Below are 24,076 nucleotides of genomic sequence, written 5' to 3' on the forward strand. Positions count from 1 at the left end.
TTCTCTTTTCTTTCATAATAAAAAAGTGGACAAAATGAGACATCTGTCTCGTTTTGTCCACTTTTGTTCACCTAATTTGAGAACTATTATTTTATTCATTATCAAAGCTCTGCTGTAATTTTCGGATGTAAATAATTTGGCCAATATGATATGCATTATGAGTTGTTACATTCGCTAACACTTCCCACCACTTTACAGAAACAGGAAATCCTACTACATCACTTTCAACCTTTTCTTCATTTAGAAGATTTTGCCATTGTAACAGTTTTTCTAATAGTTTTTCCCGTAATTCATCGAAAGTTTGATTATCTGAAAGCATAAAACTTTTGTTATTATCTCCAATAGCGGGTACTGCATTCACATTTGATTCTTTATACCTAGTTTGCCACGTTGAGTTCCAATACAGTAAATGTTGTACAATTTCAGCTATACTATTACTCTCTTCATTCGGTTTCCAGAAAGCTTCTCTCTCAGATAGATCTTTCACTGCATCTGAAAATGGAATATACCAACTGGGATCGTTTGCATTCGCCAACAATTGATCTGCTAATACATCCTTCACATGGACCATTTTTCTTCCCTCATTTCATTATCATATTAATATACACTACTCTATATACGCTCATTCCCTATAATCCCCTTTTTTACATACAAATTGATTTCATACTGAATGTAAGAATAATAGATTTTCTTATCATAACTCGTTATGATAAAAGAAAAAGAAAGCTGGCGGAAAATGAATAAAAAAATCGCAATAATTACAGGAGCCTCAAGTGGATTTGGACTATTAACTACACTCGAACTCGCAAAAAAAGATTATTTAGTTATTGCTACAATGCGGAACCTTGAAAAACAAGTGAACTTACTATCTCAAGCCGCTCAACTCAACTTACAACAAAACATAAAAATTCAACAATTAGATGTAACCGATCAAAACTCTATACATAACTTCCAATTATTTTTAAAAGAAATACAAAAAGTAGACCTACTTGTTAATAATGCAGGATATGCAAATGGCGGCTTTGTAGAAGAAATTCCAGTAGAGGAATACCGTAAACAATTTGAAACGAACCTATTTGGAGCTATATCAATTACCCAGCTTGTCTTACCGTATATGAGAAAACAAAGAAGTGGAAAAATCATTAATATAAGCAGCATTAGCGGCCAAGTTGGATTCCCTGGTTTATCTCCTTATGTATCTTCAAAATATGCATTAGAAGGCTGGAGTGAATCGCTTCGCTTAGAAGTAAAACCTTTCGGAATAGATGTTGCTTTAATTGAACCAGGTTCTTATAACACAAACATATGGGAGGTTGGGAAACAACTAGCTGAAAACCAATCTGATACAACATCTCCTTACAAAGAGTATATGGATAAAATACAAAAACATATTAATAGCGGTAGTGATACATTTGGTAATCCGATAGATGTTGCTAATAAAATTGTAGAAATTGCTGAATCTAAGCGTACAAATTTACGATATCCAATCGGTAAAGGTGTGAAATTTATGATCTTTGCGAAGAAGATTCTTCCTTGGAGATTGTGGGAACACCTTGTTTTGAGAAGCTTTAAGAAAATGTAATAAACTTTTTGAAAACTATTTTGAAAGGGATGCTAATTAAATGTTAGGTTTACCGTATGGGAAAGTGTTTTTAGTGCCGTGGACTGAAGAATGGGAAATTGAGTTTATGAAAGAGAAACAACTCATTGAGGAACAAATTGGCGAACATATTTTAGCGATACACCATATTGGTAGTACTTCTATTCCATATTTAAGTGCAAAGCCAATTATTGATATAGCAATTGAATTAGAAAATTATACGGACGGTATACATTGTATTAAAAAGTTAAAACTACTAAACTATAAATATAGAAAAGAAGTATTACCCGAAAGATACTATTTTAATAAAGGTGAACCAAGAACTCATCAAATTCATATGTATGAACAAGGGAATACATATTTAATAGAACAATTACAATTTCGTGATTACTTAATAGACAATAAAACTGCACGCATGCAGTATGAACAGTTAAAGATTCAACTTTCACAAGCTAATCCTACTGATAAACATAAGTATGCAGAGGATAAAACTAATTTCATTACATCTATATTAACTAAAATAAATGCTTAAATAAACAAGAAACCATTTAGTAGTAAATGGTTTCTTGTTTATTAGTTATTTCATTTAATTACTTGAAATAAATTGGACTATATTACGGTTATCCCCTTCTAAATAACTTATGATGCCTTCAGGATATGTCGGCTTCTCCTGTAATTCCTCTAGACTTTTCCAAATTAATATAATATCCTCATGCTCTTTATGCCTTATTTCATTTGTAATGATTTTTTCAACAGTCCCCCAATGTATCAATGTACAATGATGACCTTTTTCGTTGTCCCACTCAAAAATGTGTTCATTTACAATTGCTAACTCTTGAACATCAACTTTCAAATCGTATTCTTCTATTAACTCTCGAATTATTGCTTCTTTTGACGTTTCACCAAATTCAATAGAGCCACCTGGAAAACGATAAAATGATCCATTTTCATCGCATTGTACAAGTACTTTAGAATGATCTTCATTTAAAATCATTGCTTCAGCACGTAATTTAGGATTTTTCATTTTGTCTCCCCATTCATTCCACATATGATTAAATCCAATAGGTATAAAAGAAAAAATTAAGAATAATTCCTGTTATTACTAATAGCGGAACCGTTCCTAAAGAAATGACATATTCCCTCGATTCTTTATCAAATTTCCACTCCATAAATGATTGAAAGCAGTATAAAGTTATTAAAAATAAAATGGGTAAATTACTAATATAAACGGGATTTAAAGTAGCACATATCATCGTAAAAATTATATAAGAAATAATAAGAGCCCTAGTGCCCCATTTATGAAAGTTGTTTACATATTTACTATTCCAGTCTGTTTGTTTCGGGATATTTAGTTTTTTCCTCACTACTTTTTCAAAAACAACTAAGGATATAATCCATACTATTAATAAAATTCCTTTAACCCAAAACAGTGATGTTTCCTCCTTTACCTTTTCTCCGGCTGATCACTCGGATACGTAGCATTCCTTTTATTTTCTACGTCCCAACTAATAATTGTCGCACTATCACGTCCCAACTGATGATGCACGTGTTCTAAAACATTGTGAATATTTTCTTTAAGTGTTTTATCATTTCTGTTCATAGCATTATACAAATTTACAGGTATTTCATATCGGCGTTCCCCGCATTCTAATACTCCATCTGTCACCATTACAATTCGGTTCTTTCCAGTACGTAATTCACGAATACCTGATGAATAGCAAGGAACAGGTAAATCAAATTTGTTTACATTTCCAATCCATTCGTAAAAATGACGTTGATTTAATGCATATTGTCCTAACTTATGTAACTCTTCATGAAATACATACACTAAACAATCACCGATAGAAAGCCACCATATATAATTTTCTTTCCTTACACATAGTAAGCAAGCTGTTTCACCTTTAATTTTTTTGCACTTTTCCTTAAATGAAGATGACTGAAAAATTGTAAGTATATGATTTTCAACAGACTGAAATACTGAATTAATTGGTTCATTCAAAATTACTTTTATATTTTCATATTCTTTTTGGATTGTATTTACTACTAACTCAACACTTTCCGCACTATTATGTCCATCTAGAATAGCTGCAAATTCCCATTCACCATTTGACCAAACTAATGCACCATCTTCATTCTTTTTCGCTCCAGCACTTTTATTCCCGCCATATTTACCAAGTACAATATCACCATATTGTTTAACTGAAATTTCTCCTAAACACATTTCTATATTTCCAACCCATGAATATTGTGTATTATTTGTTGTATGCATACTCATTTACCATATACTTTCGTATTCTTTCACATAGTTTTTTTATTTTCTCTTCGTCACCATATGGTGCGCCAGTCCATTTCGCTATCTCGGTTGGTGACCAAAACTCTTTTGGTGTATTCGGATAACGCGGAATAATGTGCATATGCATATGTGGTACACCATTTCCTGAAACAAAAGTGTAAATATGCTCTGCACCTTCGCTTTCTTTTAGCGCTTTACTTACTCTACTTGTTATAAGTCCGAACGCTTTCGCTTCTTCATCTGTTAGTTCAGCAAGGCCAGGTACATGTCTTTTTATATCTATCATTACATAACCCAGGTATGTTTCTTCACTATCCCAGTGGACATGTCCAACGTAAACGAGTTCATCTTCGTAAATAGCTCCACCTGGAACTATAATATTTCCTATATGTTTTTTGCAAATGAAACAGTTTTGTTCTATTTGATTGTTTGTTGACATATCCATCACCTTCCTTTTCATATATAATATCACAATAAAAGGAAAAACAGGTTTCATATTCCGAATTTTCATTCTTTTGATACAATAATTTTTGAAATGAATTTACATCTCATTACTTCTTCAAAAACGCAATCCCAATTATAATCCCAATCACAATTCCGATTACTAAATTATTTGTAAAGTGCCCTTGAAATACACCAATTACAACCCCTATACCGACACCTATTGCCAAAGCATCATTTCTTTTTTTATTTTTAGCCAAAATTACATCTCCTCCCACCATTTCTCCCTAAATAACATACATTTACTTGAATGTATTAATATACGCACTATTTCGCTTAAATATTTCCAAAAAATGTCCTGTAACTTCACATATAATATTTTCCATTTTCTGTACATACTCCTTTTATATTGGAAAATTTTCAAGTAACTATTAATTATACATAGGCATTTACTATAAGAAAGCTTCGTAATTTATTGAAGGAGGAACGATTCAAATGTATCCTCATTGGAATCCAAATATAAATCAACAGTATGTTTATTCCCCTCATCCCGCAAGGAATACATTGCATCATGATTCACAATATATGATGCAGCGTATTGCAAGTCTTGAAAATCAATTAACTAAATTAATCTCATTAATCGAGGAAAATAATCAATTAATTAAATCAATGGAACAACAAAAAAACCAAGTTTGTGCACCAGCTGGAGGTTCTGTTATCGTTCGTATGTGATCTGGATGCAATAAAAAACACACTTTGTATTATAAAAGTGTGTTTTTTATTCATTATTTTCTTTTCGTATGGAACCCTTGTGTAATTCGATCTAATATAATTGCGATTACTACGATAGCTAATCCAGCTTCAAATCCCATTCCGATATTAACTTGTGTTACAGAGCGATATACATCAACTCCAAGTCCTGGAGCTCCTACAAGTGATGCTGTTACAACCATCGATAACGAAAGCATAATGCTTTGGTTCACACCAGCCATAATCGTTCCGGTTGCAAGTGGTAATTGTACTTTAAATAGTTTTTGTGATGCTGTGGATCCAAATGCATTCGCTGCTTCAATTAAATCTTCTGGAACTTGTCTAATTCCTAAGTCAGTAAAACGAATTGTCGGTGGCATTGCAAAGATTACTGATGCAATAATTCCAGGTACTACACCTACTCCGAAAAATGTAATCGCTGGAATAAGGTATACGAATGCAGGCATTGTTTGCATAAAATCTAATGTTGGTTTTAAAAATTTTGAGAAACGTTCATTTTGAGATGCTAATATACCAATTGGAATTCCGACAATAATTGAAATAATAACAGACGTAAGTACGAGTGCCAATGTTTGCATCGTTTGTGCCCAGTAGTTAATATTCAAAATAAATAATAATCCAATGAGCGTAAAAATGACTAAAGATAATTTCCTCGTTGTGTACCAAATGAGGAAACATAAGATAATAATCATCAATATGGCAGGTATTATTGTTAAAAAATTAGTGAGTAAATCAACAAATCCGCCAATAATATAAGAGAATCCTCGGAATAAGCCTTCAAAGTGCTCATATAAACTTGCAACAAATGAGTCGACCCATTCCCCTAATGGAATACGCGGTATACTATTCATCGTCTTTCACCTCTTCCTCAATGTTTCCTGCAAGAGCTTGAATGACACTTTCACGTTTAATAATTCCTCTTAGCCTTTTCTTCTCATCGATTACTGGTAACGGATATTTCATCTCCGCCATTTTTGCATAAGTCTCTTCCAGTAAAGTATCCAAATACACATGCGGAATATCATTAAGTAATAAATCAGCAATCGGCCACTGTTTTTGTACTGCTTTACTCGCATCATCCGCAGTTAATATACCTAAAAACTCATACTTTTTGTTTACAACATATACAGTTGAGACACCTGCATTCCTCATAATTTGAAGGGCTACACGAGGTCCACGATCAATTAATAAAGTTTCTGGTCGTTTTAAAATAGACTCAGCCGTAATTACTTTTCCTAAATTCACGTCCGCAACAAACTTTTCTACAAATTCATTAGCGGGGCTCATCATAATTTCTTCTGGTGTTCCAATTTGGACAATTTCTCCATCTTTCATTAATGCGATACGATCTCCAATTCGAAGCGCTTCATCTAAATCATGCGTAATAAATATAATCGTTTTTTCCATTTTATCTTGTAACTCTAACAATTCATCTTGCATTTCTTTTCGAATAAGTGGATCTAATGCACTGAATGACTCGTCCATTAGTAATACATCTGGATTATTCGTTAGTGCCCTTGCGATTCCAACGCGCTGCTGCATACCACCACTAAGTTGACTTGGGTAATTATCTTTATGATGATCGAGTCCTACTAACTGTAGCGATTCTAACGCTTTTTTCTCTCGCTCTTCAACCGGAACTCCTTGAATTTCTAAACCATATGCAACATTTTGTATAACTGTACGATGCGGAAATAGAGCGAATTTCTGAAATACCATACTCATTTTCGTTCTTCTTACTCTCCGTAACTCTTCTTTTCCCATCGTTGCGATGTCTTCACCATCTATGTATATATGACCTGCAGTTGGTTTAATCAATTGATTTAACATACGAACTAGCGTAGATTTCCCGCTACCAGACAAACCCATAATAACGAAAATCTCTCCAGAGTAAACTTCAAACGTTGCTTTTTTCACCCCAACGTTCATTCCTGTCTCTTTTAAAATTTCCGATTTACTTTTTCCTTCTTTTAATAAGGAAAGGGCCCTTTGCGGATGTTTCCCGAATACTTTTGTTACGTTTTCAACACGCACCTTTGTATTATCCATGTCACTACTCCTTTTCTACCCATCTATTCACATAGTGTTGCGATTTTACAAAGAAATATTACATAAAAATGACATTCATAAGATTTCTTTAAAATTCTCGTTTCCGTTCATAATAAGAATGCTTACTTATACATTTATTTTATAAGGCAAACGTTACTTAGGAGGTTTTCGATGCGAAAGAAAATTTGGTTTATATGCCTTGCATTATTTATTACTATGATTTTCACTTCATGTAATGCAACAAATGCAAATTCGAAAGGAAAAATTAAACTTGGTGTAACAAGTTGGAAAGAAAATATTGCAACCGCAAACATGTGGAAAGTTTTATTAGAAGAAAAAGGCTACAAAGTTGAACTTATGTATTTAGAAAAAGCCGCAATTTGGACTGGTGTCGCTCGTGGTGATGTTGATGCGAATTTAGAAGTATGGCTACCAGTTACAGATAAACCGCTAAACGATCGTTATAAAGATGATATTGTCTTAAAATCAAAATGGTACGAAGGTACTGGACTAGGTTTAGTCGTCCCTTCTTATATGAAAAACATAAACAGTATCGAAGATTTAAATGCTCATAAAGATGAACTAGAGAATAAAATTGTCGGTATCGAACCCGGTAGTAGTCTTATGAATTTAACGAATAAAGCAATGAAAGAATATGATATAAAACTAAAACTTGTCCAATCTTCTGAAGCTGCGATGATGAGTGAACTAAAGAAAGCATATACGAAAAAGAAACCAATCGCTGTTACGCTTTGGAATCCGCATTGGGGCTTTTCAGAATTTGACTTAAAATATTTAAAAGACCCTAAGAAAGTATATGGTGAAAAAGATGACATTTATTACTCTGTTCGTAAAGGTTTCGAAAAAGACCATCCGGATATCATAAAATACTTTGACAAATGGAAGATGAACGATGAACAGCTTGGTACGTTAATGGTCGAGTTAAATAAAACGAAAGATCCCGAAGAAGCGGCGCGAAAATGGATTAAGAAGAATCAAGCGCTAGTTGATGAATGGGTAAAAGATTAATAAAAATAGGCTAGAGGGTTAGCATATCCTCTAGCCTGTTTTTAACTTATTTTTTCGTAACAACGTCATCTACAATCCCATATGCCTTGGCTTCTTCTGCAGTCATAAAATAATCTCTTTCTGTATCATGTGCTACTCTTTCAATCGGTTGGCCTGTTTTTTCTGCAATCATTTTATTAATATCATGCTTTAACTTTAATATTCTTTTCGCAGTTATTTCAATTTCTGTTGCTTGCCCTTGTGCACCACCAAGCGGCTGATGAATCATAATTTCACTGTTAGGGAGAGCAAACCGTTTTCCTTTTGCTCCTGATAATAATAATAATGCACCGAATGATGCCGCAAAGCCCATGCATAGCGTTTGCACATCTGGTTTAATTAAATTCATCGTATCTAATATTGCAAAACCTGCTGTCGTTGAACCGCCAGGGCTATTGATGTATAAGAATATATCTTTTTCTGCATCTTCTGCTTCTAAAAATAATAATTGCGCTACGACACTACTCGCTACTTGATCATTAATTTCTGAGCCGATAATAATAATGCGGTCTTTCAATAACCTTGAATATATATCATAGGAACGTTCTCCTAATTTTGTTTGTTCTACTACATATGGAATTGCATTCATTTTAAATCCCTCCAATACTTGTTATGCTGCGTAAAGCATATAACTGTAGGAAGAAGGGTTTTTCACATTAAATAATAAGACTGGCTGTTTAGATGGTAATTTAGTAAAATCTATTGTCGGAAGAAGCTTCGTTAATAATTCTGGTCTTTCCTCACGAATAGATGTTACAACAACTTCAATATCCTCTGTGAATTCGACTATCTCAATCCCTTCTTCACTTACAGTTTTCAGCCTATTTCTACTCCGAAATAAAGAAGCTTTCACTGCACCTTCTGATACAGAACACAATTTAGCAATATCAGCGATACTATATTGAAAAACATCTTTTAATAATAAAATTGCGGATTGCTGTACATTTAATGAAGACAATACTTTCCCTACCATTTCATGCAAATCTGCAATGTTCTCATGTGGTTCTTCAAAAGTGATTTGTGCTCTTATTTTTTCATGAACAGACTTAGACTTCATCTGATCTAACCAACGATTTCTTGCTATTTTATAGACGAGTGTCATACAAATATCTTTATTTCTATATTTTTGAAGCACTTTACACACTGTTTCTTGGGCGAGATCTTCCCCATCCCATTTGTTTTTCGTTAAAAAAGTACAGTATCTTTTTAACTCTCCATATTGTTCAATTAAAAAGTTTATATTTGAATGATTCATATCGATATGGTTCTTTGAAACATGAGTTACTTTTGTGCACAAAATAACCACTCCTTTTCAGCGCTTACTTAATAAACGATTCAACATTAAAAAAAGTTACGGGGATATAAAAAAATAATGTTTATGTTCAATAATTCGCGGTCATAAATATGTTATGTACAATTTTACGTGAGGAGGAACAAATTTGCCAAAATTAACAATTGAAGGTGCGGGAACTTTTGATGTGAAAGAAGGAACAAAGTTAGTATTAGCAATTGAAGATAGCGGTGTCAACATTCTTCATCGTTGTGGCGGGAATGCACGTTGCACAACTTGTAGAGTAGAAATACTAGCAGGTGATTTCTGTGAAGCAAGTGCGAATGAGAAACATGCAATGACGGAAAAAGGAATTGAAGATCATTTACGATTATCTTGTCAAATGCGTGTACATAAAGATATAGTCGTTCGTCCGGTACTTACAGTTGAAAATTCAGGTCTTGATGCCGGGCCGCGTCCGGCGGAGTAAAGCGATGAATTTAAAACAGCTCGCTGGCGAATATGCCGCTAACTTTGTAAATGATGGCATGAAGATTGGGCTTGGTACAGGTTCTACTGTATATTGGACAATACAAAAATTAGGTGAGCGTGTAAAAGAAGGATTATCATTTCAAGCTGTACCAACATCAAAGGAAACTGAAGCATTAGCACATCAACTAAATATCCCCCTACTTTCGTTAAACGACGTACAAAGTCTTGATCTTACAATTGATGGAGCGGATGAAATTGATTCAAATTTACAACTTATAAAAGGCGGTGGCGGTGCATTACTTCGTGAAAAAATCGTTGCCTCTTCCTCTAAAGAACTAATTATCATTGCTGATGAATCGAAACTTGTAACACATTTAGGTAATTTTCCATTACCTGTTGAAATCATCCCTTTTTCATGGAAACAAACCGAAAATAAAATTCAGTCTTTAGGGTGTCAAACAACGTTACGTTTAAAAAATAATGAAACCTATATAACCGATAACAATAACATGATTATCGATTGTATATTCCCTAATCATATTTCTAATCCTGCCCATTTACACACCCAATTAAAAATGATTACTGGTGTAGTTGAAACAGGGTTGTTTATAAGTATGACGAGTACAGCAATTATTGGCACTAAAAATGGGATAAAGAAATTGTAATAAAAGCTAACTTTTTAAAGTTGGCTTTTTAGTATGTTCTTCTTCTCTTAATAGTGCTTTATTATGATATACTAGGAAAACGCAAACTGATTACACTAGAAAGGACTGAACATTTTGCAATCCAAACTTATAACAGAACTTACTGATTTAGAAACTGCCTTTCATATTCGAAAAGAAGTATTTGTAAAAGAACAAGGTGTTCCTCTTACAGATGAATTCGATACATTCGATGAAATCGGAGAGCAATGTAAACATATTTTAGTTTATTATCATGATCTTCCTGTAGGCACAGGGCGTATACGATTTGTTGATGGTGTCGGAAAATTAGAACGTATTTGTATTTTAAAAGATTATCGTACATATGGATTAGGTAAAGTCATCATTCAAACGTTAGAAGAAATTGCTCGTAACGAACAAGCTACAAAAGTGAAGCTACACGGTCAAACACAAGCTGAAGGATTTTATAAAAAATTAGACTATCAAACTTCTTCTGATATATTTATGGAAGATGGCATTCCGCACATACTTATGACGAAAGTGTTATCATAATAAAAAGGGTAGTATATGAATCTTATGTATTCATACACTACCCTGTTTTATTAATAGAAAAGTGAATTCTCAAAATTACCTTTTGCATCAAAGCCCATCATCTTTTAGTTCATACCTAGGTAAAACTTACACTGTTTTCCATAATGATAATGCATAAATCCAGTTTGGATCACCATTTCCTTGATAACTCTGGACTGCTTCATATACTTTTCCTTCGTGTAGAACTCTATCTCCCTTTTTATATGCTTTTTTTGCATCCCACGCTTCATGTGAAGCGCTTTCAGTTTTTGTAGTAATTGTGAATATATCACTCTGTACGGATTCATTTCCAGCTACATCAACAGCTTTCACTACATATTTATAAGTAGTATTAGCGAGCAGATTTTTATCCAAATAAGAAGTTGTATTGGATGTTGCAATCTTTTTCATTGACCCTTCTGTTTCTCTATAAATATCATAATGGTCTACACCAATATTATCGTCAGATGGACTCCACATTAAATCCACACTTGACGCTGTCGTTCCCATACTATGTAATCCTTTTGGTTGTGTTGGTGCTTCTGTATCAGGAGTCTCAACTGTCGTTTTTACTGTAAGCGCTGTACTTTCTTTCGATACATTGCCAGCTGCGTCAATTGCTTTTACAGTATAAGAGTATTCTGTACTTGGTTGTAACTTCTTATCAATAAAATGAGTCCCTGGTACTGTATCAATCATCTCTCCGTTACGGAAGATTTGATATCCTTTTACCCCTACATTATCCGTAGAAGCGTTCCATGTTAGTTCTACACTATTCGCTGTTACTTTTTGCGTCTGAAGTCCATTTGGACTACTTGGCGCTTCTATGTCTGGTTTCACATCATTAATAAGATTAACATCAATTACATTATAGAATGCATTTGCTGTATCAGCTACATCCCATACTGCTAAAATCACATGATATCCACTACGATCAGTAGGTACATTGATTTTATGAGTTAAATTATTTGAAGCTGCAGAACCATCATGTTGTACAGTTCCAATTGGTTCGAAATCTGCTCTTGTTAGCGCTTTATTTGGATTCCATCCTTTTTTAGTAATATAGTAATGCCACTTACTCGTTAAGTGAGGCGCAGTATACTTCCAAGTAAATGTATTTTCCCCACCAGTGATTGTATTTTTAAACCAACGATTTTCTGTTTGTTGATCTAAAATACCACCAAATTTTCCGCCTGCTGAAGCAATTTGTCCATCTACTGGACCACCTTGCGGGAACCCTTTTGGAGCTTCTAAACTTTGTGGTTCATACATAACACTTCCACAGTTTACATTTAGCGCACCATAAGTTGGACTACATAAAGCGGATCGGCTACCGGGCTTTTCAACAAAACCGTGCGCATAAGCATTTTGAGGAATAAGTGTCGTACTAATAATTCCAGCTGTTAATGCTACAGCTCCTAAACTTTTTTTGTTCATTTTCATATTTTGTAGTTGTTTTAAAAATCGATTATTCATGCTCATGTCTCCTTCTTGTTATACTTTGTAGTGGAATGTGGGCTTTGATGTAAAAGAATAAAAAGAGACAAACTTGTACCGATGTATGTATTAATTATGCATACACCGCAGTGAAAATATATTTTTTCCTTGTGAAACATTTCACTTTATGAATATATCATGACATAGAACTCGCCTAAGCATGTGCAGAAGTTGTGCAGAAACAGTGAAATTATTACTAACATATAAAACCACATCCTGAAATCATAAAGTAAAACTTTAATTAGTTGGGGTTTTACGGTCGGTTACTACGGGATAAAATAAAAGTGTGCAGCAGAAATTGTAGACTTAGTTCTCAAAATTCACATTTAGTATTTTCATTTAAACAATTCTTCTCTTCTTACAACAGAAAAGTGTCTATATCATTTAATATAGACACTTTTTTCATGTATAACTTTATATTTATTACTGATCTACAAATGTAAAAATTTCATCAACAGCTTCCTTATATCCACCCGATGTTCGGAATGATTCCTTCAAATTCAAAGCAGCTTCTTTATATGAAGGGTTATTTAAAATTAACTCCACACTTTCACGCAATTTCTCCACGGTTAATTCATTCATATGTAATTGAACTCCTGCTCCAAGACTCTCCACTTGCTTTGCGATTGCTGGCTGATCTGCACTTTGCGGTATTACAACGAGCGGAACCCCGTTATATAGTCCTTCATGCGTACTGTTCATCCCGCCGTGTGTAATAAATAGTTTCGTATAAGTAAGCAGTTCGGTTTGAGGCACATAGTTTTTCACAATGAAGTTTTTAGGGATTTCGCCTAGATCACTTATTTTTGTTTTATTGCCAATAGACATAACAATTGTATGCTCACTATTCTCAAAGGCCTTCATACACAGTTTATAAAAGTCAATCGCTTCATTAAAAACAGTACCTAATGAAATATAAATCGGACTTTTTTCTTCAATTGAAGTAAAATCAACGTCTCTGTTTTTCATTTGTGCAGAGATAGATGGTCCTACAAATTTATATGTTTCATCAAACGTATCACCAAAAGGCTGGAACTCCTTAATTGTATACACAATAGTAAGGGGTGCAGGATTACAGAAAACTTCATACGATGATTTTATTTCAACACCATATTTTTCAGTAATTCCCTTTGTTAAGTTTTGAAAATCATTCTGTATTTTATCATGAATTTCTACTGGGATATTTTTTGACAGATGACCTAACATTTGCTCAAAGGATTTTTCATCCTGCGCAAAAGATGTGCATGAATTTATGGCTGGAAGTTTAAGAATTTGAGCAATTAAATGGCCACAACCAAACATAGAATCATGAATCATGTAATCAAAATGTTCACCTTCAATTTGTTCTAGAACGCTAGATATTACAATATTCGCTGTATGTAGAAGGCCGTTTATTCTTTCCTGTAAATAATTTCTGCCTCCAGATAGAAACGCTTTTATAAATTTTTGATCATCAATCGTTCGTACAGTAGCACCTGTCTTCTCAATCCGCTCCCTGAAAGCTTCTATTGAAAAATAAACGACCTCTTCACCACGAGAAATCAATTCTTCTACAACTTGTAAAGTTGGATTTATATGTCCTTCTGATCCAGCGTTAATAAATAAAACACGCGCCATAATAAACACTCCTTACGTTAAATCGTTTCTATGTTGGCAAGAGTACGGATTTTCTCCATACCCTTTTCTTAGTTGTTCGTAGCATGTTCCTACTAAATTGACCTAGCGAGTCTAAAACCGAGATCATCTATATGAAATGTAGGATGGCTTCGACGACGACAAGTAGCGCCGCACCCTCTCGCTGTTTCAGCCCAACTACCACCACGAAAAATGCGGTATGATCCGTACACTGTTTCATCATACAAATCATAACACCATTCCCAAACGTTCCCTAGCATATCATAAAGTCCCCATGCATTCGGTTCTTTTTGGCCAACGTCATGAATCTCTCCATTTGAATTTTCATTATACCACGCTATATCATGAAGTTTCCCGTATGTATATCCGGTTGTACTTGCTTTACATGCATATTGCCACTCTGCCTCACATGGTAATCGGTAGCCATTTGAATCTAAATTACATTTCACAATTTGACCACCATCACTAATAGAATAATATTCTTTTAATCCCGCTTTTTTTGAAAGTACATTACAAAACGCAATGGCATCGTTCCATGAAATATTGACAACTGGTTTATGATTTTTATCAAAATTATTTAATGTACTATTTGTAATAGCATCATATAGTTCGATTGTTACAGCATACTTCGCAAGAAGAAATGGTTGAATTTGCACTAGCCATTCTTTTTTTATTCGATCATCTCTTAATACTACCTCTCCAGCTGGAATATTTACCATTAATGAATCAATTAGTTGAATTAAATCATTAGTCATTTTCTATTCCTCCAAACGTTCATTTTATATGAATTTATAGTCATATACTCATTACAAAATACAATTTTCAAAAGCGTTAAATTTTCCATAATAAAAAACGATTAGTTTAATTAAACTAATCGGTAAGATTCAAAAAGAATTGTTGTGTCACATTCTATTATTATATGTGCTCTAAAAATTTCCGAACCTCATTTGGAGATTTTAAAACAATAACCTTTTTCTCTTCGGACAATTGCTCTAACCCTTTTAAAATTGTAGGTCGTTTAGCATTAGGATATTTCCATATCCATTTAAAAAATTGCAAATCAAATCTTTCTTCACATCCCGCGCCCATATCTGGTCTTTTTTTATTCCGGTATTTTACAATTCTTTTAAACGCACGATAAATACAAATTGTTCTATGAATATCAAGGAAGATAATTGTATCAGCTGCATTCAGTCTGATATCCATCGTCCCGCCATAATTCCCATCAATAATCCACTTCTCATCTTTAATTAAGTTATTTTGAACTGCTATTTGTTCTTCTCTCGGAACACCTTCCCAATTCGGTTTCCAAAATAATGCATCAAGATGATGCACCTTAATATTTAATTTATTTCCTAACTGCCTTGCTAATGTAGATTTTCCTGAACCACCAGAACCAATTAATATTATTTTTTTCATACCTTTACGATACCTTCTATAACTTCTTCAATAGCTTCCTTATTAGCAAAAATCCAGAAGAACATTTCTTCATTTAACTTTAATAAATCTGGTAACTGGACAAAATAAGCAATAAAGATAATTTGAATTGAAAGCATAACATACCAAATGGCTTTTAGTTCTTCTTTCGTTAAATCATTTTGTTTATAATAACCTTCAAAGACTTTGCTAACGATATGTAACCATTTCCCTCTTAATTTTTCATCACTAAATAGCTCGCTTAATATACTTGTACAGCAATAACATAAATCAAATATTTTTACATTATTTTCCAAAATCTCAAAATCTATAAACCCTTCCAGTTTATCATCTTTAAAGATTACATTTGATAGATGCATATCACGATGAATAATTTGTCTCGGTAATGGATGGACCGTTTCCTTGAAAGCTGCGTGCATTCGCTCCATCTTTTGAATTACCTCTCGATGAACATGCTCATTCTTTTCTAAAATCGGTATAGCCCATTCAAATACCATCTTATATAAATCTCTTTTTATTAACTCATGGTCACTATTCACCGAATGTAATGCTTTGTGCAGATTAGCTATTTCTTCTCCAATTGTACTTGCTAGCCTTTCCAGCTTATTCGTATCTTTTATTTCTAAAACACTTCCGGCAACATACTCATATAAGCAATAATATTTTTCTTTATATAATACATATTGTTCATCATTTTCTGTCTTTACTACTCTCTGTACTTTAATTCCCTTTTCATACAGTTGCTTCAAAACATCGAATTCAACTAGAAGTTGCTTTATCGATCCCGTTCTCTTTAAAATGTACTCTTTATTCTTGCATAAAACCTTCGCTACTTTTGGTTGCATTACAGTAGCTGTGACATGTTCATTTCGAAACCAAAGCTTTGCAATTTCCAGTGCTTGTTCCATTTACAATACCCCTTTTACAATTCTTATTTCTTCCGAAAAATAACCTCACACAGTATTCCCACTCCAACACCAATTGTATAAGCCACTAAATCACTCCACAAAAAACCGTATCCCAACACGAGTCCGCCCAAAGTCGTTCCACGAATGCTATCTATCCATTCCGCATGATACAATTGGCTCGCTTCAATCCCGTAGCAAAACATTAAACTAATAAAAGCCAACTTCTTCGTCTCTGTTTTAGGAAACAAAAATCCAAAGCCAGTGAAAATCATTAATGCCCATAATGCATCACCTAAATAATCATTTAATAGATGTGGTAGTGCAAAAGCAAACTTTCTTGAGCTAAGACCTAAAATAATAACAACTATAGTAAATAGTGCATATACTACTCTATTTCGTTTCGTATTCATTTTAAAGTCTCCTAATATGTAATGTAAAACTGTAAATAGCTAGTAAAACAAAGTTATTTTACTAGCTATTTATTGATTGCTTTTATGATAAGAAAATGTGGATTCATATTTAAATAATGATATGATTTTTCGCTTACTTCTTTCATTTTTTCAATTGCCTTCGGTTCCACTATCTCTTCTAATACAAAATAATTTGTAGTTTCATTTAGTATGTCTTGTAATGATCTTCTAAAAAACTTGACTTCAATAGTAATATTCGGTTTAACCCAAGTATCTATTAATAACTGTTTTTCAAAATAATTTTCACATGGAAACTTTGTGAAATCCATAAAAGGATGATGAATAGAATATATAAGTTCTCCACCTGGCTTCAATACACGACGAAATTCTTGAAATACTTGATTCCAATTTTCTATATAATGAAGAGTTAATGAACTTACAATCACATCATACGTATTATCTTCAAATGGCAATGTTTCTTGCAGATCATGACAAAGGAACGTCGCTTCTTTTCCTATATTTTCTTTTGCTGCTTTTACCATTTCAGGACTTACATCAATTGCTGTAACATTTGCTCCTCTTCCTATGAATTGAGAAGTATACCATCCAGCTGCACATCCAGCATCTAATATCTTTTTTCCTTCTAGTTCCTTTGGAATAAGCTCCATCATCGCCGGTCTTTCATAATAACTGTTATATGGATTTGCGAAATCTAGATTTTCTTTATATGTACTCGCTAATTTATCATACGTATCTTTAATCGAATCTTTCATTACACACACTCCTAATACATATTAATCCATTAACTCCTGCTGCTTTTTCTTTGAAAATGATTGTAGTACTAAATCATACGACCAATCAATCATTTTATTAATTTGCTCCTGCTCTATACCCTTATGAATATAAACGGTATTCCAATGTTTTTTATTCATATGATACCCTGGAATAATTGTTTCTGGATAATCTTCTCTTATTCTTAATGCGACTTCTGGATCACACTTCAATGTAATCGCAGCCTTTTCACCTTCTTCATGATTTACTATCGCAAATATTTTATTATTAAGCCTCATACATGTTGCACTCCATCCATCTGGAGAATCTTCTGTCGCTTTTCTTTTCGATAAACAGTACGCTCTTGTTGCATTCATTTTAATTGGCACCTCTTATTCTTTCCCTGTTTGATTACGATGCATCACAATTTGCTTCGTTGCTTGAAATTGCTGCTCACCGTAAAACTTTATTAGCTTCTCTCCGCAAAATAGACTAACAATATCAATATGAGATATTTCTCGAAGTAATATTGTAAGCATTTTCTCTCCAATACCTTTATTTCTTACATTCTCATGTACGACAACATCTTCAATGTATGCTCGAAAAACACCATCAGAAACGACTCTAGCAAATCCAACTAATTCATTTTCTTCCCATACTCCAATGGCTATGCTATTCTTTAACATTTTTTCAATATCGACTTCTTTTCTTTCTGGCCACCAACCGACAGAATCATAAAGCTTCTTTATTTTTTCTGCACAGATTGGTTGTTCTTGTTGCAATTTATACGTGTACATATGCTTTCTCCCATCAATCAGTATACATAATATTATTATAATCTCTTTTCAAAAAAGTGCTGACTATGACCTTTCGGATGATCTTCAACGATACCATACTCTCGGTAACCATGCTTTTTATAAAATTCTGGCGCTTGAAAACTAAATGAATCTAGCAATATTAATCTGCACCCTTTTTCCTTCGCAATTTCTTCAATTTTATGTAAAAGTTGGCTCCCCCAACCGTCATGACGAGCTGATTTATCAACCCATAAAAAGTCGATATGAAGATGATAAAAATACATCGTACCTGTTACACCACCAAATATTTTTCCTTCTTCATTTTTTACTACGAGACTTACTTCTTCCATCGGCTGTTTTACTTCATCTGTTAAGATGGACATATTATATTGAATGACTTTATTTTTAATGTATTCTCCTTCAATACGTGTACCGTTCTCTATATGTTTCATATACATTGCTTCCTTTCAACTTAGTAAGCTACATTTTATTTTTCCCCTTTAAAATACTAATCAAAACGAATCCACCATATGTAACAAAGCATGAAAAGCCAATTATCCCTGGTACAGAGACATAGCCTACCCTACCCTTATGTAACTTATAACTGCAAAACAAGCGATAGACAATGAAATAGATAGCCAAAATATAACAGCTATTTTTCTTCGTCCTCGTTTCGATGTACTTTCTTTCTCTTCAGAAACACGTGTGCCAAAAAGCAATACAATACAAATAAGAATTGCTGCAAAGTAAATTGTATCTAATGACAAATTGTGATCATATAGTGCGATTCCAACTTCAAGAGCAATAATCGTTAAAATTAAAATAATGATTGTTGAAGTCTTTAAGTTTCTTTTCAATCGCTCACTCCTAGCATGCTTTCACTATATTCTTTGTATATGTACTTTAAAACTACTGCAAAAGCTTCATCTACCTCTTTATTTTCACGGCGATTCGGTAAATCTTTTCCCCCAATCACATAAAGAAGTGGAAATTCGTTAAACATTCCTATAATACCAATATTTATTGTAGCTGTGAGTAATCCACCTGTCATATGAGCTATATGATAATATGGAATTTCTTCATACTCTCCTTGCTGTCTTACCATGCCGCTAATAATTGGTTCCCATAATTCTGGTTCTGATTTATAACCTTGAAAGGTTTGTATGAAAAGGGCAAGAACTTCACTTAATTCTCCAACATTTTTCTCATCTCTAGCATTCTCTTGTATATGAATTTTTGAAAAGTACGTTTGTGCGTACATTTTCACAGCATCCCATCCACCACAGTGCATTACAACTGACTGTGCAACGTAACTATCATGACAAGCAATCATTACCTCTACCGCTTCACTAAGTGTTAAAGAAGTTCTTCCTTGTAAATGCGGATATAACTGCGCACTATCTTCATGTGGATTAAATTTAATGTAATGAAGTATATCATTCCAATTATGTTTATTTTCCTTCACCATTTGCGTTACTACAAATCCAATGACTAATTTTGCTGCTGATGCTAACGGAATATTTAATTCACTATTATACGAAGCAACTATACGATTATTTTTTGTAGAATAAATTGCCATTCCCACATAATTAGATTGTACCTCTTTTATTTTATTTATAACAGTTTCCATTTCTATCCCTCTTTTTATATCGTTATATTAACTTCTAATATTTCAACATTGAATGTAAAAAACCTTTTCATTAGCTATTAAAATAAGAAAAAGGTAGCATGAATTTTTTCTTGCTACCGAAAAATATTTATTCTTCTATAGGATTTTCAGGACCGTTAAGTTCCAGCTGATAAAAAGCTAAATCTAGCCATTTATTAAACTTATAACCAGCTTTTTTTATTGTTCCTGCATGAACAAATCCATAGTTTTGATGCAAGGCAATACTTTTCTCATTCTCTGCATCAATTCCAGCAATTAAGGTCATATACTCTCTTTCCTTTGCAATTTTGATTAATTCCTTCATTAATGAAGACCCAATGCCATTTTTTCTATATGCCTTATCTACATACACAGAATGTTCAACTGAATATTTATAAGCAGGCCACGTTCTAAATGGGCCGAATGTCGCAAATCCTACTACTTTATTATCTAATTCATATACAAAAATTGGATACCCTTCAGCCTTTTTTTGTTCATACCAATCTATTCTATTTTCAAGGGTTACAGGTTTATACGCATATACAGCTGTTGTATAAAGTATCGCATCGTTATAAATATCTAAAATGTATGCTAAATCTTTTTTCGTTGCTTCCCTTATCATTGTTTTCTTCCTTTCATCATGTTCACCTTATATCACTATCTTTTCAATAGTTTTATTTTATCGAAATTTCCGATTTTTATCTACATACGAATACTAGCTTTTCGGAAACCGTCAAATATATTTATTGCAGCAGATAATGTGTAAATTACAATTCCACCGCCAACTAACCACGTTTTAAATCCCTCTAGGGAAATAGTAAATGCATTTGCCAAATACGTAATAAACCCTGCGTTAAATACATGTGGATTTACTACAATTACAATGAATACTATCGTCCCAGCTACCTGAAGAATAGCATTCCCAATCGCCAATCTTTGAGTCCATTGTCCCTGCACTAATTTATAAAGGGATATACATATTTCAAAAACGATCATAATTACAACGATTGGCCAGTACTGCAATAAAACATCTTGATTAAAAGTTGGCGAGACAAACTTCAGTCCATTTGCCGTACCGTTATATACGCCAACAAGATGATTCGCATAAAAGTAAAGTGTAGCCCAAACTGCTGTCCACATTAAACCTCCAAAAACTTCAAACTTCGAGATTGCTTTTTTCTTTGGAATATACGAGATGTTTTTCAAATCATCTGGTGTCCATTTTTTTAAACTTGTCGTCAACGGCTCAATACCTTTGTCTGTATCTGTTCTTTCTAAAATAACAAACACAAGTGTCAACCAGAAAAATACATGGAGGCCCACTTCAAAAATTTCCCCAATGCCTTTACCTATCAATTGAAAAATAACATTTAATACTGCTTGATCACCACTATAGCCTATAAAATTTTCTGCAACCATTGATATGAGTGCAATGACAGCTGCGATTGGTATAATCATTTTTAACAACGTTGTATATACATCAAAATAACGTGGTCCAATTAAATGCATCGGTCTATCCAAATAACCATTAGCCAATGAAACCGGACTCCCCAATTTTTCGAGAACGCTCTTTACATCTTTCTCATTATAATCTTCAGGTAACATATCATCTATAGTTGACCTTAGTTCAAGTGTAATATCTTCACGATTTTTTTCAGGTAATCTCTTCGCAACCTCTTGGATATAGAGATCAATTAAATTCATTCTCTTCCTCCTCCTTTAATAAGTTATAAAGTTCTTTCGAATCCTTTATCCATTCTTTTTTCAACTGCAAAAATATTTCTAATCCATAATCACTTAAAACATAATACTTACGAGGTCTACTCTCCGTTTTATCCCAACTACTCGTCACTAATTCCTGCTTTTCTAATCGGCGAAGTAGTGGATATAAAGTACTTTGATCAATTGTAACCCCTGATTGCTCCAATAACTGGACAAGTGAATATCCGTACTGCGGCGTTCTTAATTGACTTAAAACAGCTAACGTTAATGTCCCTCTTCTTAACTCAGTAATTAACGAGTTTAATAAAGTATCCATTCACTCACCTCATTTCCATTACTATATGTCATACAGTATGTGTTTTATACTATGTATCGTACAGTATTAATGTGACAAAAACTATAATTTTTTACCAAAAAACAGATAATGAACAGCGCAAATTATATGATTTGTGCTTTTTTAGCTAAGTTATATATAACACTCTAAAAGGTAACAACCTTAACTACTAATTTTGAAGTTCCAGTAATGCTATATTAAGTTACAAATATCGTATACATATGATGTGAACATAACATCTCACTATAGGAAGCTATAAAAACGGTGAATTACCATGCTTGAATGATTCCCGTTTTCAGCACCTAATCAACGTTATTTCCTTCATAAACTTCATCTTGTTCAAAATCTCTATTTTTGTTTGGTTTATTAGAGGAAAATAAAAAAACAATTAAATTAGGTTAATTGTTTTTCAAATACAAAATCTTTATTTTTTTAAATAACCTATGATATTCGAAAAGACAAATTCTCCAAATGCAAGTGGTATATAAATAAACCATAACTTTAATATTGCCTTTGTTTCTTTGTGATCAGAATCCCCCATTAAAACCAACCCTATCCTTTATTTTCGAATATTTTGATTTTATTTCCAATAACAAGAAGATTATACCATTTACAAATTTAATAGTCTATGTTTTCTAAAAATTAAATAAACATATCCCCTCAATATTCAGATAAACATAATAACTTTTTTCGTTTCATCTTCAAAGTCAATAATGGGTCCTGTTAGAATCGCTACATTACCAATCGATTAGATCCCGTGACCAATAAAATCCATCTTAAATTCTTCCCACTTTAATTTATGTAATGATATAGCAACACTAAATTTTCAACACGTGCTTAATAGATTGGGGACTTATAATGGATAAACCTCTCACTGCATTACAAACTATTATTATACATATGAATACAAATGAGCATTGGCATGATTTTATTTGTTACTGTCAGCATCGCGAAGCGGGACTTCGAAAATTAGCTTTTAAACATTTAGGGACATTTATTACAAATGCAAAAAAATGGGAATCAAAAGTTCAAGAAGAGTTTGCCATTTCGCTGTTTACTATTTTAGATGCATTAAACGAAAAAGATGAGGTCTTAACTTTCTCACTAAATAGTTTTCTAATTGACATTCTATATAGATGGACAGAAAACAACCCATTTGATTCAAGACCTTTTAGATGGATAGGAATTTATATGGACTCTAGCAATAAAGAAGACGATTTAGAAAAATTCCTTCGAAAAGCGATTGAATTAGGTGGTGATACCGAACAAGAAGCTATGATATACCTAGTTTCTAATTACATCAATACTTTAGAATTTGGCACACATGAATTCCCTTCAGGTTATTGCGGAGATTTAAGCGAATGCATAGAAAAACTTCCCTATATGCTTCAATTAATTGATAGAATTCAGAATAAGAACATAAAGGAGCAAAACATTGGGCAAATACAAGAACAACTACATCTTATTCTAGATTGGTTAAAACACACACAAACTCTAGTAGATGCCGTTCGTATATGGGAAAAAGAACAAACTAAGGAATTAGAAAAGGTCATTGTATATTATTTACACAACAGCTCAAGTCATTAATTCATCTTGTACAGAGATAATAAAGTTGTTTAAAACATAATAAAATTGTTTAAAAAACGCTAGTCATGTTATTCAACAATCGGGCTATATTAAGGAATAAATCCTTGTAAAAAT

Annotated in this window: 32 protein-coding genes and 1 pseudogene; 8 read left to right on the top strand and 25 right to left on the bottom strand. The window is 33.1% G+C overall.

Going from position 1 to position 24,076, the window contains the following annotated elements; translation table 11 throughout:
• Nucleotides 1-91 precede the first annotated feature (91 nt).
• Nucleotides 92-571 carry a DinB family protein gene (locus tag MKY21_RS13880; protein ID WP_341076559.1) on the bottom strand — a complete coding sequence of 160 codons (480 nt, stop codon included), beginning with the start codon at nucleotides 569-571 and terminating at the stop codon, nucleotides 92-94.
• Nucleotides 572-736: 165 nt separating this feature from the next.
• Here MKY21_RS13880 and MKY21_RS13885 point away from each other — a divergent pair, with 165 nt between their 5' ends.
• Entirely contained in the window at nucleotides 737-1,582 is an 846-nt protein-coding gene (locus tag MKY21_RS13885) for an oxidoreductase (protein WP_001034801.1), read from the top strand.
• Between the two features lie 40 nt (nucleotides 1,583-1,622).
• On the top strand, nucleotides 1,623-2,132 hold the full coding sequence (locus MKY21_RS13890; protein WP_000901215.1) for a GrpB family protein: 510 nt from the start codon (nucleotides 1,623-1,625) through the stop codon (nucleotides 2,130-2,132).
• 54 nt (nucleotides 2,133-2,186) lie between these two features.
• On the opposite strand, the gene MKY21_RS13895 is transcribed toward MKY21_RS13890, so the two are convergent.
• The 5 genes from MKY21_RS13895 to MKY21_RS13915 all read right to left on the bottom strand — a co-directional run bounded on the left by MKY21_RS13895 (nucleotide 2,187) and on the right by MKY21_RS13915 (nucleotide 4,612).
• Nucleotides 2,187-2,624: an NUDIX domain-containing protein gene (locus MKY21_RS13895; protein WP_000795352.1), complete on the bottom strand. Its 438-nt coding sequence runs from the start codon at nucleotides 2,622-2,624 to the stop codon at nucleotides 2,187-2,189.
• Nucleotides 2,625-2,652: 28 nt separating this feature from the next.
• Nucleotides 2,653-2,991 carry a DUF4181 domain-containing protein gene (locus MKY21_RS13900; RefSeq protein WP_074628857.1) on the bottom strand — a complete coding sequence of 113 codons (339 nt, stop codon included), beginning with the start codon at nucleotides 2,989-2,991 and terminating at the stop codon, nucleotides 2,653-2,655.
• A gap of 53 nt (nucleotides 2,992-3,044) precedes the next feature.
• A complete protein-coding gene (locus MKY21_RS13905) occupies nucleotides 3,045-3,869 on the bottom strand; it encodes a protein phosphatase 2C domain-containing protein (RefSeq protein WP_206904799.1) in 825 nt (274 codons plus the stop codon).
• Nucleotides 3,853-4,353 (bottom strand): HIT family protein, encoded by a 501-nt coding sequence (locus tag MKY21_RS13910; RefSeq protein ID WP_002005170.1) that lies wholly within the window; start codon nucleotides 4,351-4,353, stop codon nucleotides 3,853-3,855. Before MKY21_RS13910 ends, MKY21_RS13905 begins: the two co-directional genes overlap by 17 nt.
• 91 nt (nucleotides 4,354-4,444) lie before the next feature.
• The gene (locus MKY21_RS13915; RefSeq protein WP_000508470.1) at nucleotides 4,445-4,612 is read right to left on the bottom strand and encodes a hypothetical protein; all 168 of its coding nucleotides are present in this window, start codon (nucleotides 4,610-4,612) and stop codon (nucleotides 4,445-4,447) included.
• Between the two features lie 217 nt (nucleotides 4,613-4,829).
• Between MKY21_RS13915 and MKY21_RS13920 the strand changes: the two genes are divergently transcribed.
• A complete protein-coding gene (locus tag MKY21_RS13920; protein ID WP_000283222.1) occupies nucleotides 4,830-5,066 on the top strand; it encodes a hypothetical protein in 237 nt (78 codons plus the stop codon).
• A gap of 53 nt (nucleotides 5,067-5,119) precedes the next feature.
• Here MKY21_RS13920 and MKY21_RS13925 read toward each other — a convergent pair whose 3' ends face one another.
• Both MKY21_RS13925 and MKY21_RS13930 read right to left on the bottom strand, forming a co-directional pair.
• Complete coding sequence (locus MKY21_RS13925) at nucleotides 5,120-5,956, bottom strand: ABC transporter permease (protein ID WP_001084760.1); 837 nt, start codon at nucleotides 5,954-5,956, stop codon at nucleotides 5,120-5,122.
• The gene (locus tag MKY21_RS13930; RefSeq protein ID WP_000370606.1) at nucleotides 5,949-7,154 is read right to left on the bottom strand and encodes a quaternary amine ABC transporter ATP-binding protein; all 1,206 of its coding nucleotides are present in this window, start codon (nucleotides 7,152-7,154) and stop codon (nucleotides 5,949-5,951) included. The genes MKY21_RS13925 and MKY21_RS13930 overlap by 8 nt, the downstream gene beginning before the upstream one ends.
• 171 nt (nucleotides 7,155-7,325) lie before the next feature.
• Here MKY21_RS13930 and MKY21_RS13935 point away from each other — a divergent pair, with 171 nt between their 5' ends.
• Nucleotides 7,326-8,183, top strand: a complete 858-nt coding sequence (locus tag MKY21_RS13935; RefSeq protein ID WP_001227620.1) for a glycine betaine ABC transporter substrate-binding protein — start codon at nucleotides 7,326-7,328, stop codon at nucleotides 8,181-8,183.
• A gap of 46 nt (nucleotides 8,184-8,229) precedes the next feature.
• On the opposite strand, the gene clpP is transcribed toward MKY21_RS13935, so the two are convergent.
• Together clpP and MKY21_RS13945 are read right to left on the bottom strand one after the other, a co-directional pair.
• Nucleotides 8,230-8,811 (bottom strand): ATP-dependent Clp endopeptidase proteolytic subunit ClpP, encoded by a 582-nt coding sequence (gene clpP, locus MKY21_RS13940; RefSeq protein ID WP_000991610.1) that lies wholly within the window; start codon nucleotides 8,809-8,811, stop codon nucleotides 8,230-8,232.
• Nucleotides 8,812-8,832: 21 nt separating this feature from the next.
• Entirely contained in the window at nucleotides 8,833-9,519 is a 687-nt protein-coding gene (locus tag MKY21_RS13945) for an RNA polymerase subunit sigma-70 (protein WP_000337523.1), read from the bottom strand.
• A gap of 142 nt (nucleotides 9,520-9,661) precedes the next feature.
• Here MKY21_RS13945 and MKY21_RS13950 point away from each other — a divergent pair, with 142 nt between their 5' ends.
• The 3 genes from MKY21_RS13950 to MKY21_RS13960 all read left to right on the top strand — a co-directional run bounded on the left by MKY21_RS13950 (nucleotide 9,662) and on the right by MKY21_RS13960 (nucleotide 11,198).
• The gene (locus MKY21_RS13950) at nucleotides 9,662-9,982 is read left to right on the top strand and encodes a 2Fe-2S iron-sulfur cluster-binding protein (protein ID WP_001125388.1); all 321 of its coding nucleotides are present in this window, start codon (nucleotides 9,662-9,664) and stop codon (nucleotides 9,980-9,982) included.
• A 4-nt stretch (nucleotides 9,983-9,986) separates the two neighbouring features.
• A complete protein-coding gene (rpiA, locus tag MKY21_RS13955; protein ID WP_001049985.1) occupies nucleotides 9,987-10,649 on the top strand; it encodes a ribose 5-phosphate isomerase A in 663 nt (220 codons plus the stop codon).
• A gap of 114 nt (nucleotides 10,650-10,763) precedes the next feature.
• Nucleotides 10,764-11,198: a GNAT family N-acetyltransferase gene (locus tag MKY21_RS13960; protein WP_001190880.1), complete on the top strand. Its 435-nt coding sequence runs from the start codon at nucleotides 10,764-10,766 to the stop codon at nucleotides 11,196-11,198.
• A 126-nt stretch (nucleotides 11,199-11,324) separates the two neighbouring features.
• Here MKY21_RS13960 and MKY21_RS13965 read toward each other — a convergent pair whose 3' ends face one another.
• The 15 genes and pseudogenes from MKY21_RS13965 to MKY21_RS14035 all read right to left on the bottom strand — a co-directional run bounded on the left by MKY21_RS13965 (nucleotide 11,325) and on the right by MKY21_RS14035 (nucleotide 22,357).
• Nucleotides 11,325-12,692 (bottom strand): lytic polysaccharide monooxygenase, encoded by a 1,368-nt coding sequence (locus tag MKY21_RS13965; protein ID WP_001065150.1) that lies wholly within the window; start codon nucleotides 12,690-12,692, stop codon nucleotides 11,325-11,327.
• 444 nt (nucleotides 12,693-13,136) lie between these two features.
• Nucleotides 13,137-14,330 carry a macrolide family glycosyltransferase gene (locus tag MKY21_RS13970; protein ID WP_086392496.1) on the bottom strand — a complete coding sequence of 398 codons (1,194 nt, stop codon included), beginning with the start codon at nucleotides 14,328-14,330 and terminating at the stop codon, nucleotides 13,137-13,139.
• A 92-nt stretch (nucleotides 14,331-14,422) separates the two neighbouring features.
• The gene (locus MKY21_RS13975; RefSeq protein ID WP_025966128.1) at nucleotides 14,423-15,103 is read right to left on the bottom strand and encodes a formylglycine-generating enzyme family protein; all 681 of its coding nucleotides are present in this window, start codon (nucleotides 15,101-15,103) and stop codon (nucleotides 14,423-14,425) included.
• A 160-nt stretch (nucleotides 15,104-15,263) separates the two neighbouring features.
• A complete protein-coding gene (locus tag MKY21_RS13980; protein WP_000720551.1) occupies nucleotides 15,264-15,767 on the bottom strand; it encodes a DNA topology modulation protein in 504 nt (167 codons plus the stop codon).
• Nucleotides 15,764-16,693, bottom strand: a complete 930-nt coding sequence (locus MKY21_RS13985; RefSeq protein ID WP_061663207.1) for a phosphotransferase enzyme family protein — start codon at nucleotides 16,691-16,693, stop codon at nucleotides 15,764-15,766. The genes MKY21_RS13980 and MKY21_RS13985 overlap by 4 nt, the downstream gene beginning before the upstream one ends.
• 23 nt (nucleotides 16,694-16,716) lie before the next feature.
• Nucleotides 16,717-17,103, bottom strand: coding sequence for a ribosomal maturation YjgA family protein (locus MKY21_RS13990; protein WP_001093462.1), 387 nt, complete (start codon nucleotides 17,101-17,103; stop codon nucleotides 16,717-16,719).
• 65 nt (nucleotides 17,104-17,168) lie between these two features.
• Entirely contained in the window at nucleotides 17,169-17,876 is a 708-nt protein-coding gene (locus MKY21_RS13995) for a class I SAM-dependent methyltransferase (protein WP_044797634.1), read from the bottom strand.
• A 21-nt stretch (nucleotides 17,877-17,897) separates the two neighbouring features.
• Nucleotides 17,898-18,251, bottom strand: coding sequence for an MmcQ/YjbR family DNA-binding protein (locus tag MKY21_RS14000; protein WP_000994622.1), 354 nt, complete (start codon nucleotides 18,249-18,251; stop codon nucleotides 17,898-17,900).
• Between the two features lie 15 nt (nucleotides 18,252-18,266).
• A complete protein-coding gene (locus MKY21_RS14005) occupies nucleotides 18,267-18,671 on the bottom strand; it encodes a GNAT family N-acetyltransferase (RefSeq protein WP_000288969.1) in 405 nt (134 codons plus the stop codon).
• Nucleotides 18,672-18,706: 35 nt separating this feature from the next.
• Nucleotides 18,707-19,123, bottom strand: coding sequence for a GNAT family N-acetyltransferase (locus tag MKY21_RS14010; protein ID WP_000680411.1), 417 nt, complete (start codon nucleotides 19,121-19,123; stop codon nucleotides 18,707-18,709).
• 28 nt (nucleotides 19,124-19,151) lie between these two features.
• Nucleotides 19,152-19,528: pseudogene (locus tag MKY21_RS14015) on the bottom strand (hypothetical protein).
• Nucleotides 19,525-20,301: a serine hydrolase gene (locus MKY21_RS14020; protein WP_000450750.1), complete on the bottom strand. Its 777-nt coding sequence runs from the start codon at nucleotides 20,299-20,301 to the stop codon at nucleotides 19,525-19,527. The pseudogene MKY21_RS14015 and the gene MKY21_RS14020 overlap by 4 nt, the downstream one beginning before the upstream one ends.
• Nucleotides 20,302-20,428: 127 nt before the next feature.
• Nucleotides 20,429-20,941 (bottom strand): GNAT family N-acetyltransferase, encoded by a 513-nt coding sequence (locus tag MKY21_RS14025; protein ID WP_000617513.1) that lies wholly within the window; start codon nucleotides 20,939-20,941, stop codon nucleotides 20,429-20,431.
• A gap of 80 nt (nucleotides 20,942-21,021) precedes the next feature.
• Nucleotides 21,022-22,023, bottom strand: coding sequence for an HAAS signaling domain-containing protein (locus tag MKY21_RS14030; protein WP_016118056.1), 1,002 nt, complete (start codon nucleotides 22,021-22,023; stop codon nucleotides 21,022-21,024).
• Complete coding sequence (locus MKY21_RS14035; protein WP_000380301.1) at nucleotides 22,010-22,357, bottom strand: PadR family transcriptional regulator; 348 nt, start codon at nucleotides 22,355-22,357, stop codon at nucleotides 22,010-22,012. The genes MKY21_RS14030 and MKY21_RS14035 overlap by 14 nt, the downstream gene beginning before the upstream one ends.
• Before the next feature lie 876 nt (nucleotides 22,358-23,233).
• On the opposite strand from MKY21_RS14035, the gene MKY21_RS14040 reads away from it, so the two are divergent.
• Nucleotides 23,234-23,962, top strand: coding sequence for a hypothetical protein (locus MKY21_RS14040; protein WP_016118057.1), 729 nt, complete (start codon nucleotides 23,234-23,236; stop codon nucleotides 23,960-23,962).
• The last annotated feature ends 114 nt before the right edge of the window (nucleotides 23,963-24,076 follow it).

It is taken from the genome of Bacillus sp. FSL R9-9497, from assembly GCF_038005805.1.
Classification (GTDB): Bacteria; Bacillota; Bacilli; order Bacillales; family Bacillaceae_G; genus Bacillus_A; species Bacillus_A cereus.

What these genes read in the sequence shown, in the direction of transcription:
- MKY21_RS13880 (WP_341076559.1), bottom strand. Translation starts at nt 571, where the DNA reads ATGGTCCATGTGAAGGATGTATTAGCAGATCAATTGTTGGCGAATGCA.
- MKY21_RS13885 (WP_001034801.1), top strand. Translation starts at nt 737, where the DNA reads ATGAATAAAAAAATCGCAATAATTACAGGAGCCTCAAGTGGATTTGGA.
- MKY21_RS13890 (WP_000901215.1), top strand. Translation starts at nt 1,623, where the DNA reads ATGTTAGGTTTACCGTATGGGAAAGTGTTTTTAGTGCCGTGGACTGAA.
- MKY21_RS13895 (WP_000795352.1), bottom strand. Translation starts at nt 2,624, where the DNA reads ATGAAAAATCCTAAATTACGTGCTGAAGCAATGATTTTAAATGAAGAT.
- MKY21_RS13905 (WP_206904799.1), bottom strand. Translation starts at nt 3,869, where the DNA reads ATGCATACAACAAATAATACACAATATTCATGGGTTGGAAATATAGAA.
- MKY21_RS13910 (WP_002005170.1), bottom strand. Translation starts at nt 4,353, where the DNA reads ATGAAAAGGAAGGTGATGGATATGTCAACAAACAATCAAATAGAACAA.
- MKY21_RS13920 (WP_000283222.1), top strand. Translation starts at nt 4,830, where the DNA reads ATGTATCCTCATTGGAATCCAAATATAAATCAACAGTATGTTTATTCC.
- MKY21_RS13925 (WP_001084760.1), bottom strand. Translation starts at nt 5,956, where the DNA reads ATGAATAGTATACCGCGTATTCCATTAGGGGAATGGGTCGACTCATTT.
- MKY21_RS13930 (WP_000370606.1), bottom strand. Translation starts at nt 7,154, where the DNA reads ATGGATAATACAAAGGTGCGTGTTGAAAACGTAACAAAAGTATTCGGG.
- MKY21_RS13935 (WP_001227620.1), top strand. Translation starts at nt 7,326, where the DNA reads ATGCGAAAGAAAATTTGGTTTATATGCCTTGCATTATTTATTACTATG.
- clpP (WP_000991610.1), bottom strand. Translation starts at nt 8,811, where the DNA reads ATGAATGCAATTCCATATGTAGTAGAACAAACAAAATTAGGAGAACGT.
- rpiA (WP_001049985.1), top strand. Translation starts at nt 9,987, where the DNA reads ATGAATTTAAAACAGCTCGCTGGCGAATATGCCGCTAACTTTGTAAAT.
- MKY21_RS13965 (WP_001065150.1), bottom strand. Translation starts at nt 12,692, where the DNA reads ATGAATAATCGATTTTTAAAACAACTACAAAATATGAAAATGAACAAA.
- MKY21_RS13970 (WP_086392496.1), bottom strand. Translation starts at nt 14,330, where the DNA reads ATGGCGCGTGTTTTATTTATTAACGCTGGATCAGAAGGACATATAAAT.
- MKY21_RS13975 (WP_025966128.1), bottom strand. Translation starts at nt 15,103, where the DNA reads ATGACTAATGATTTAATTCAACTAATTGATTCATTAATGGTAAATATT.
- MKY21_RS13980 (WP_000720551.1), bottom strand. Translation starts at nt 15,767, where the DNA reads ATGAAAAAAATAATATTAATTGGTTCTGGTGGTTCAGGAAAATCTACA.
- MKY21_RS13985 (WP_061663207.1), bottom strand. Translation starts at nt 16,693, where the DNA reads ATGGAACAAGCACTGGAAATTGCAAAGCTTTGGTTTCGAAATGAACAT.
- MKY21_RS13990 (WP_001093462.1), bottom strand. Translation starts at nt 17,103, where the DNA reads ATGAATACGAAACGAAATAGAGTAGTATATGCACTATTTACTATAGTT.
- MKY21_RS13995 (WP_044797634.1), bottom strand. Translation starts at nt 17,876, where the DNA reads ATGAAAGATTCGATTAAAGATACGTATGATAAATTAGCGAGTACATAT.
- MKY21_RS14000 (WP_000994622.1), bottom strand. Translation starts at nt 18,251, where the DNA reads ATGAATGCAACAAGAGCGTACTGTTTATCGAAAAGAAAAGCGACAGAA.
- MKY21_RS14005 (WP_000288969.1), bottom strand. Translation starts at nt 18,671, where the DNA reads ATGTACACGTATAAATTGCAACAAGAACAACCAATCTGTGCAGAAAAA.
- MKY21_RS14010 (WP_000680411.1), bottom strand. Translation starts at nt 19,123, where the DNA reads ATGAAACATATAGAGAACGGTACACGTATTGAAGGAGAATACATTAAA.
- MKY21_RS14020 (WP_000450750.1), bottom strand. Translation starts at nt 20,301, where the DNA reads ATGGAAACTGTTATAAATAAAATAAAAGAGGTACAATCTAATTATGTG.
- MKY21_RS14025 (WP_000617513.1), bottom strand. Translation starts at nt 20,941, where the DNA reads ATGATAAGGGAAGCAACGAAAAAAGATTTAGCATACATTTTAGATATT.
- MKY21_RS14030 (WP_016118056.1), bottom strand. Translation starts at nt 22,023, where the DNA reads ATGAATTTAATTGATCTCTATATCCAAGAGGTTGCGAAGAGATTACCT.
- MKY21_RS14035 (WP_000380301.1), bottom strand. Translation starts at nt 22,357, where the DNA reads ATGGATACTTTATTAAACTCGTTAATTACTGAGTTAAGAAGAGGGACA.
- MKY21_RS14040 (WP_016118057.1), top strand. Translation starts at nt 23,234, where the DNA reads ATGGATAAACCTCTCACTGCATTACAAACTATTATTATACATATGAAT.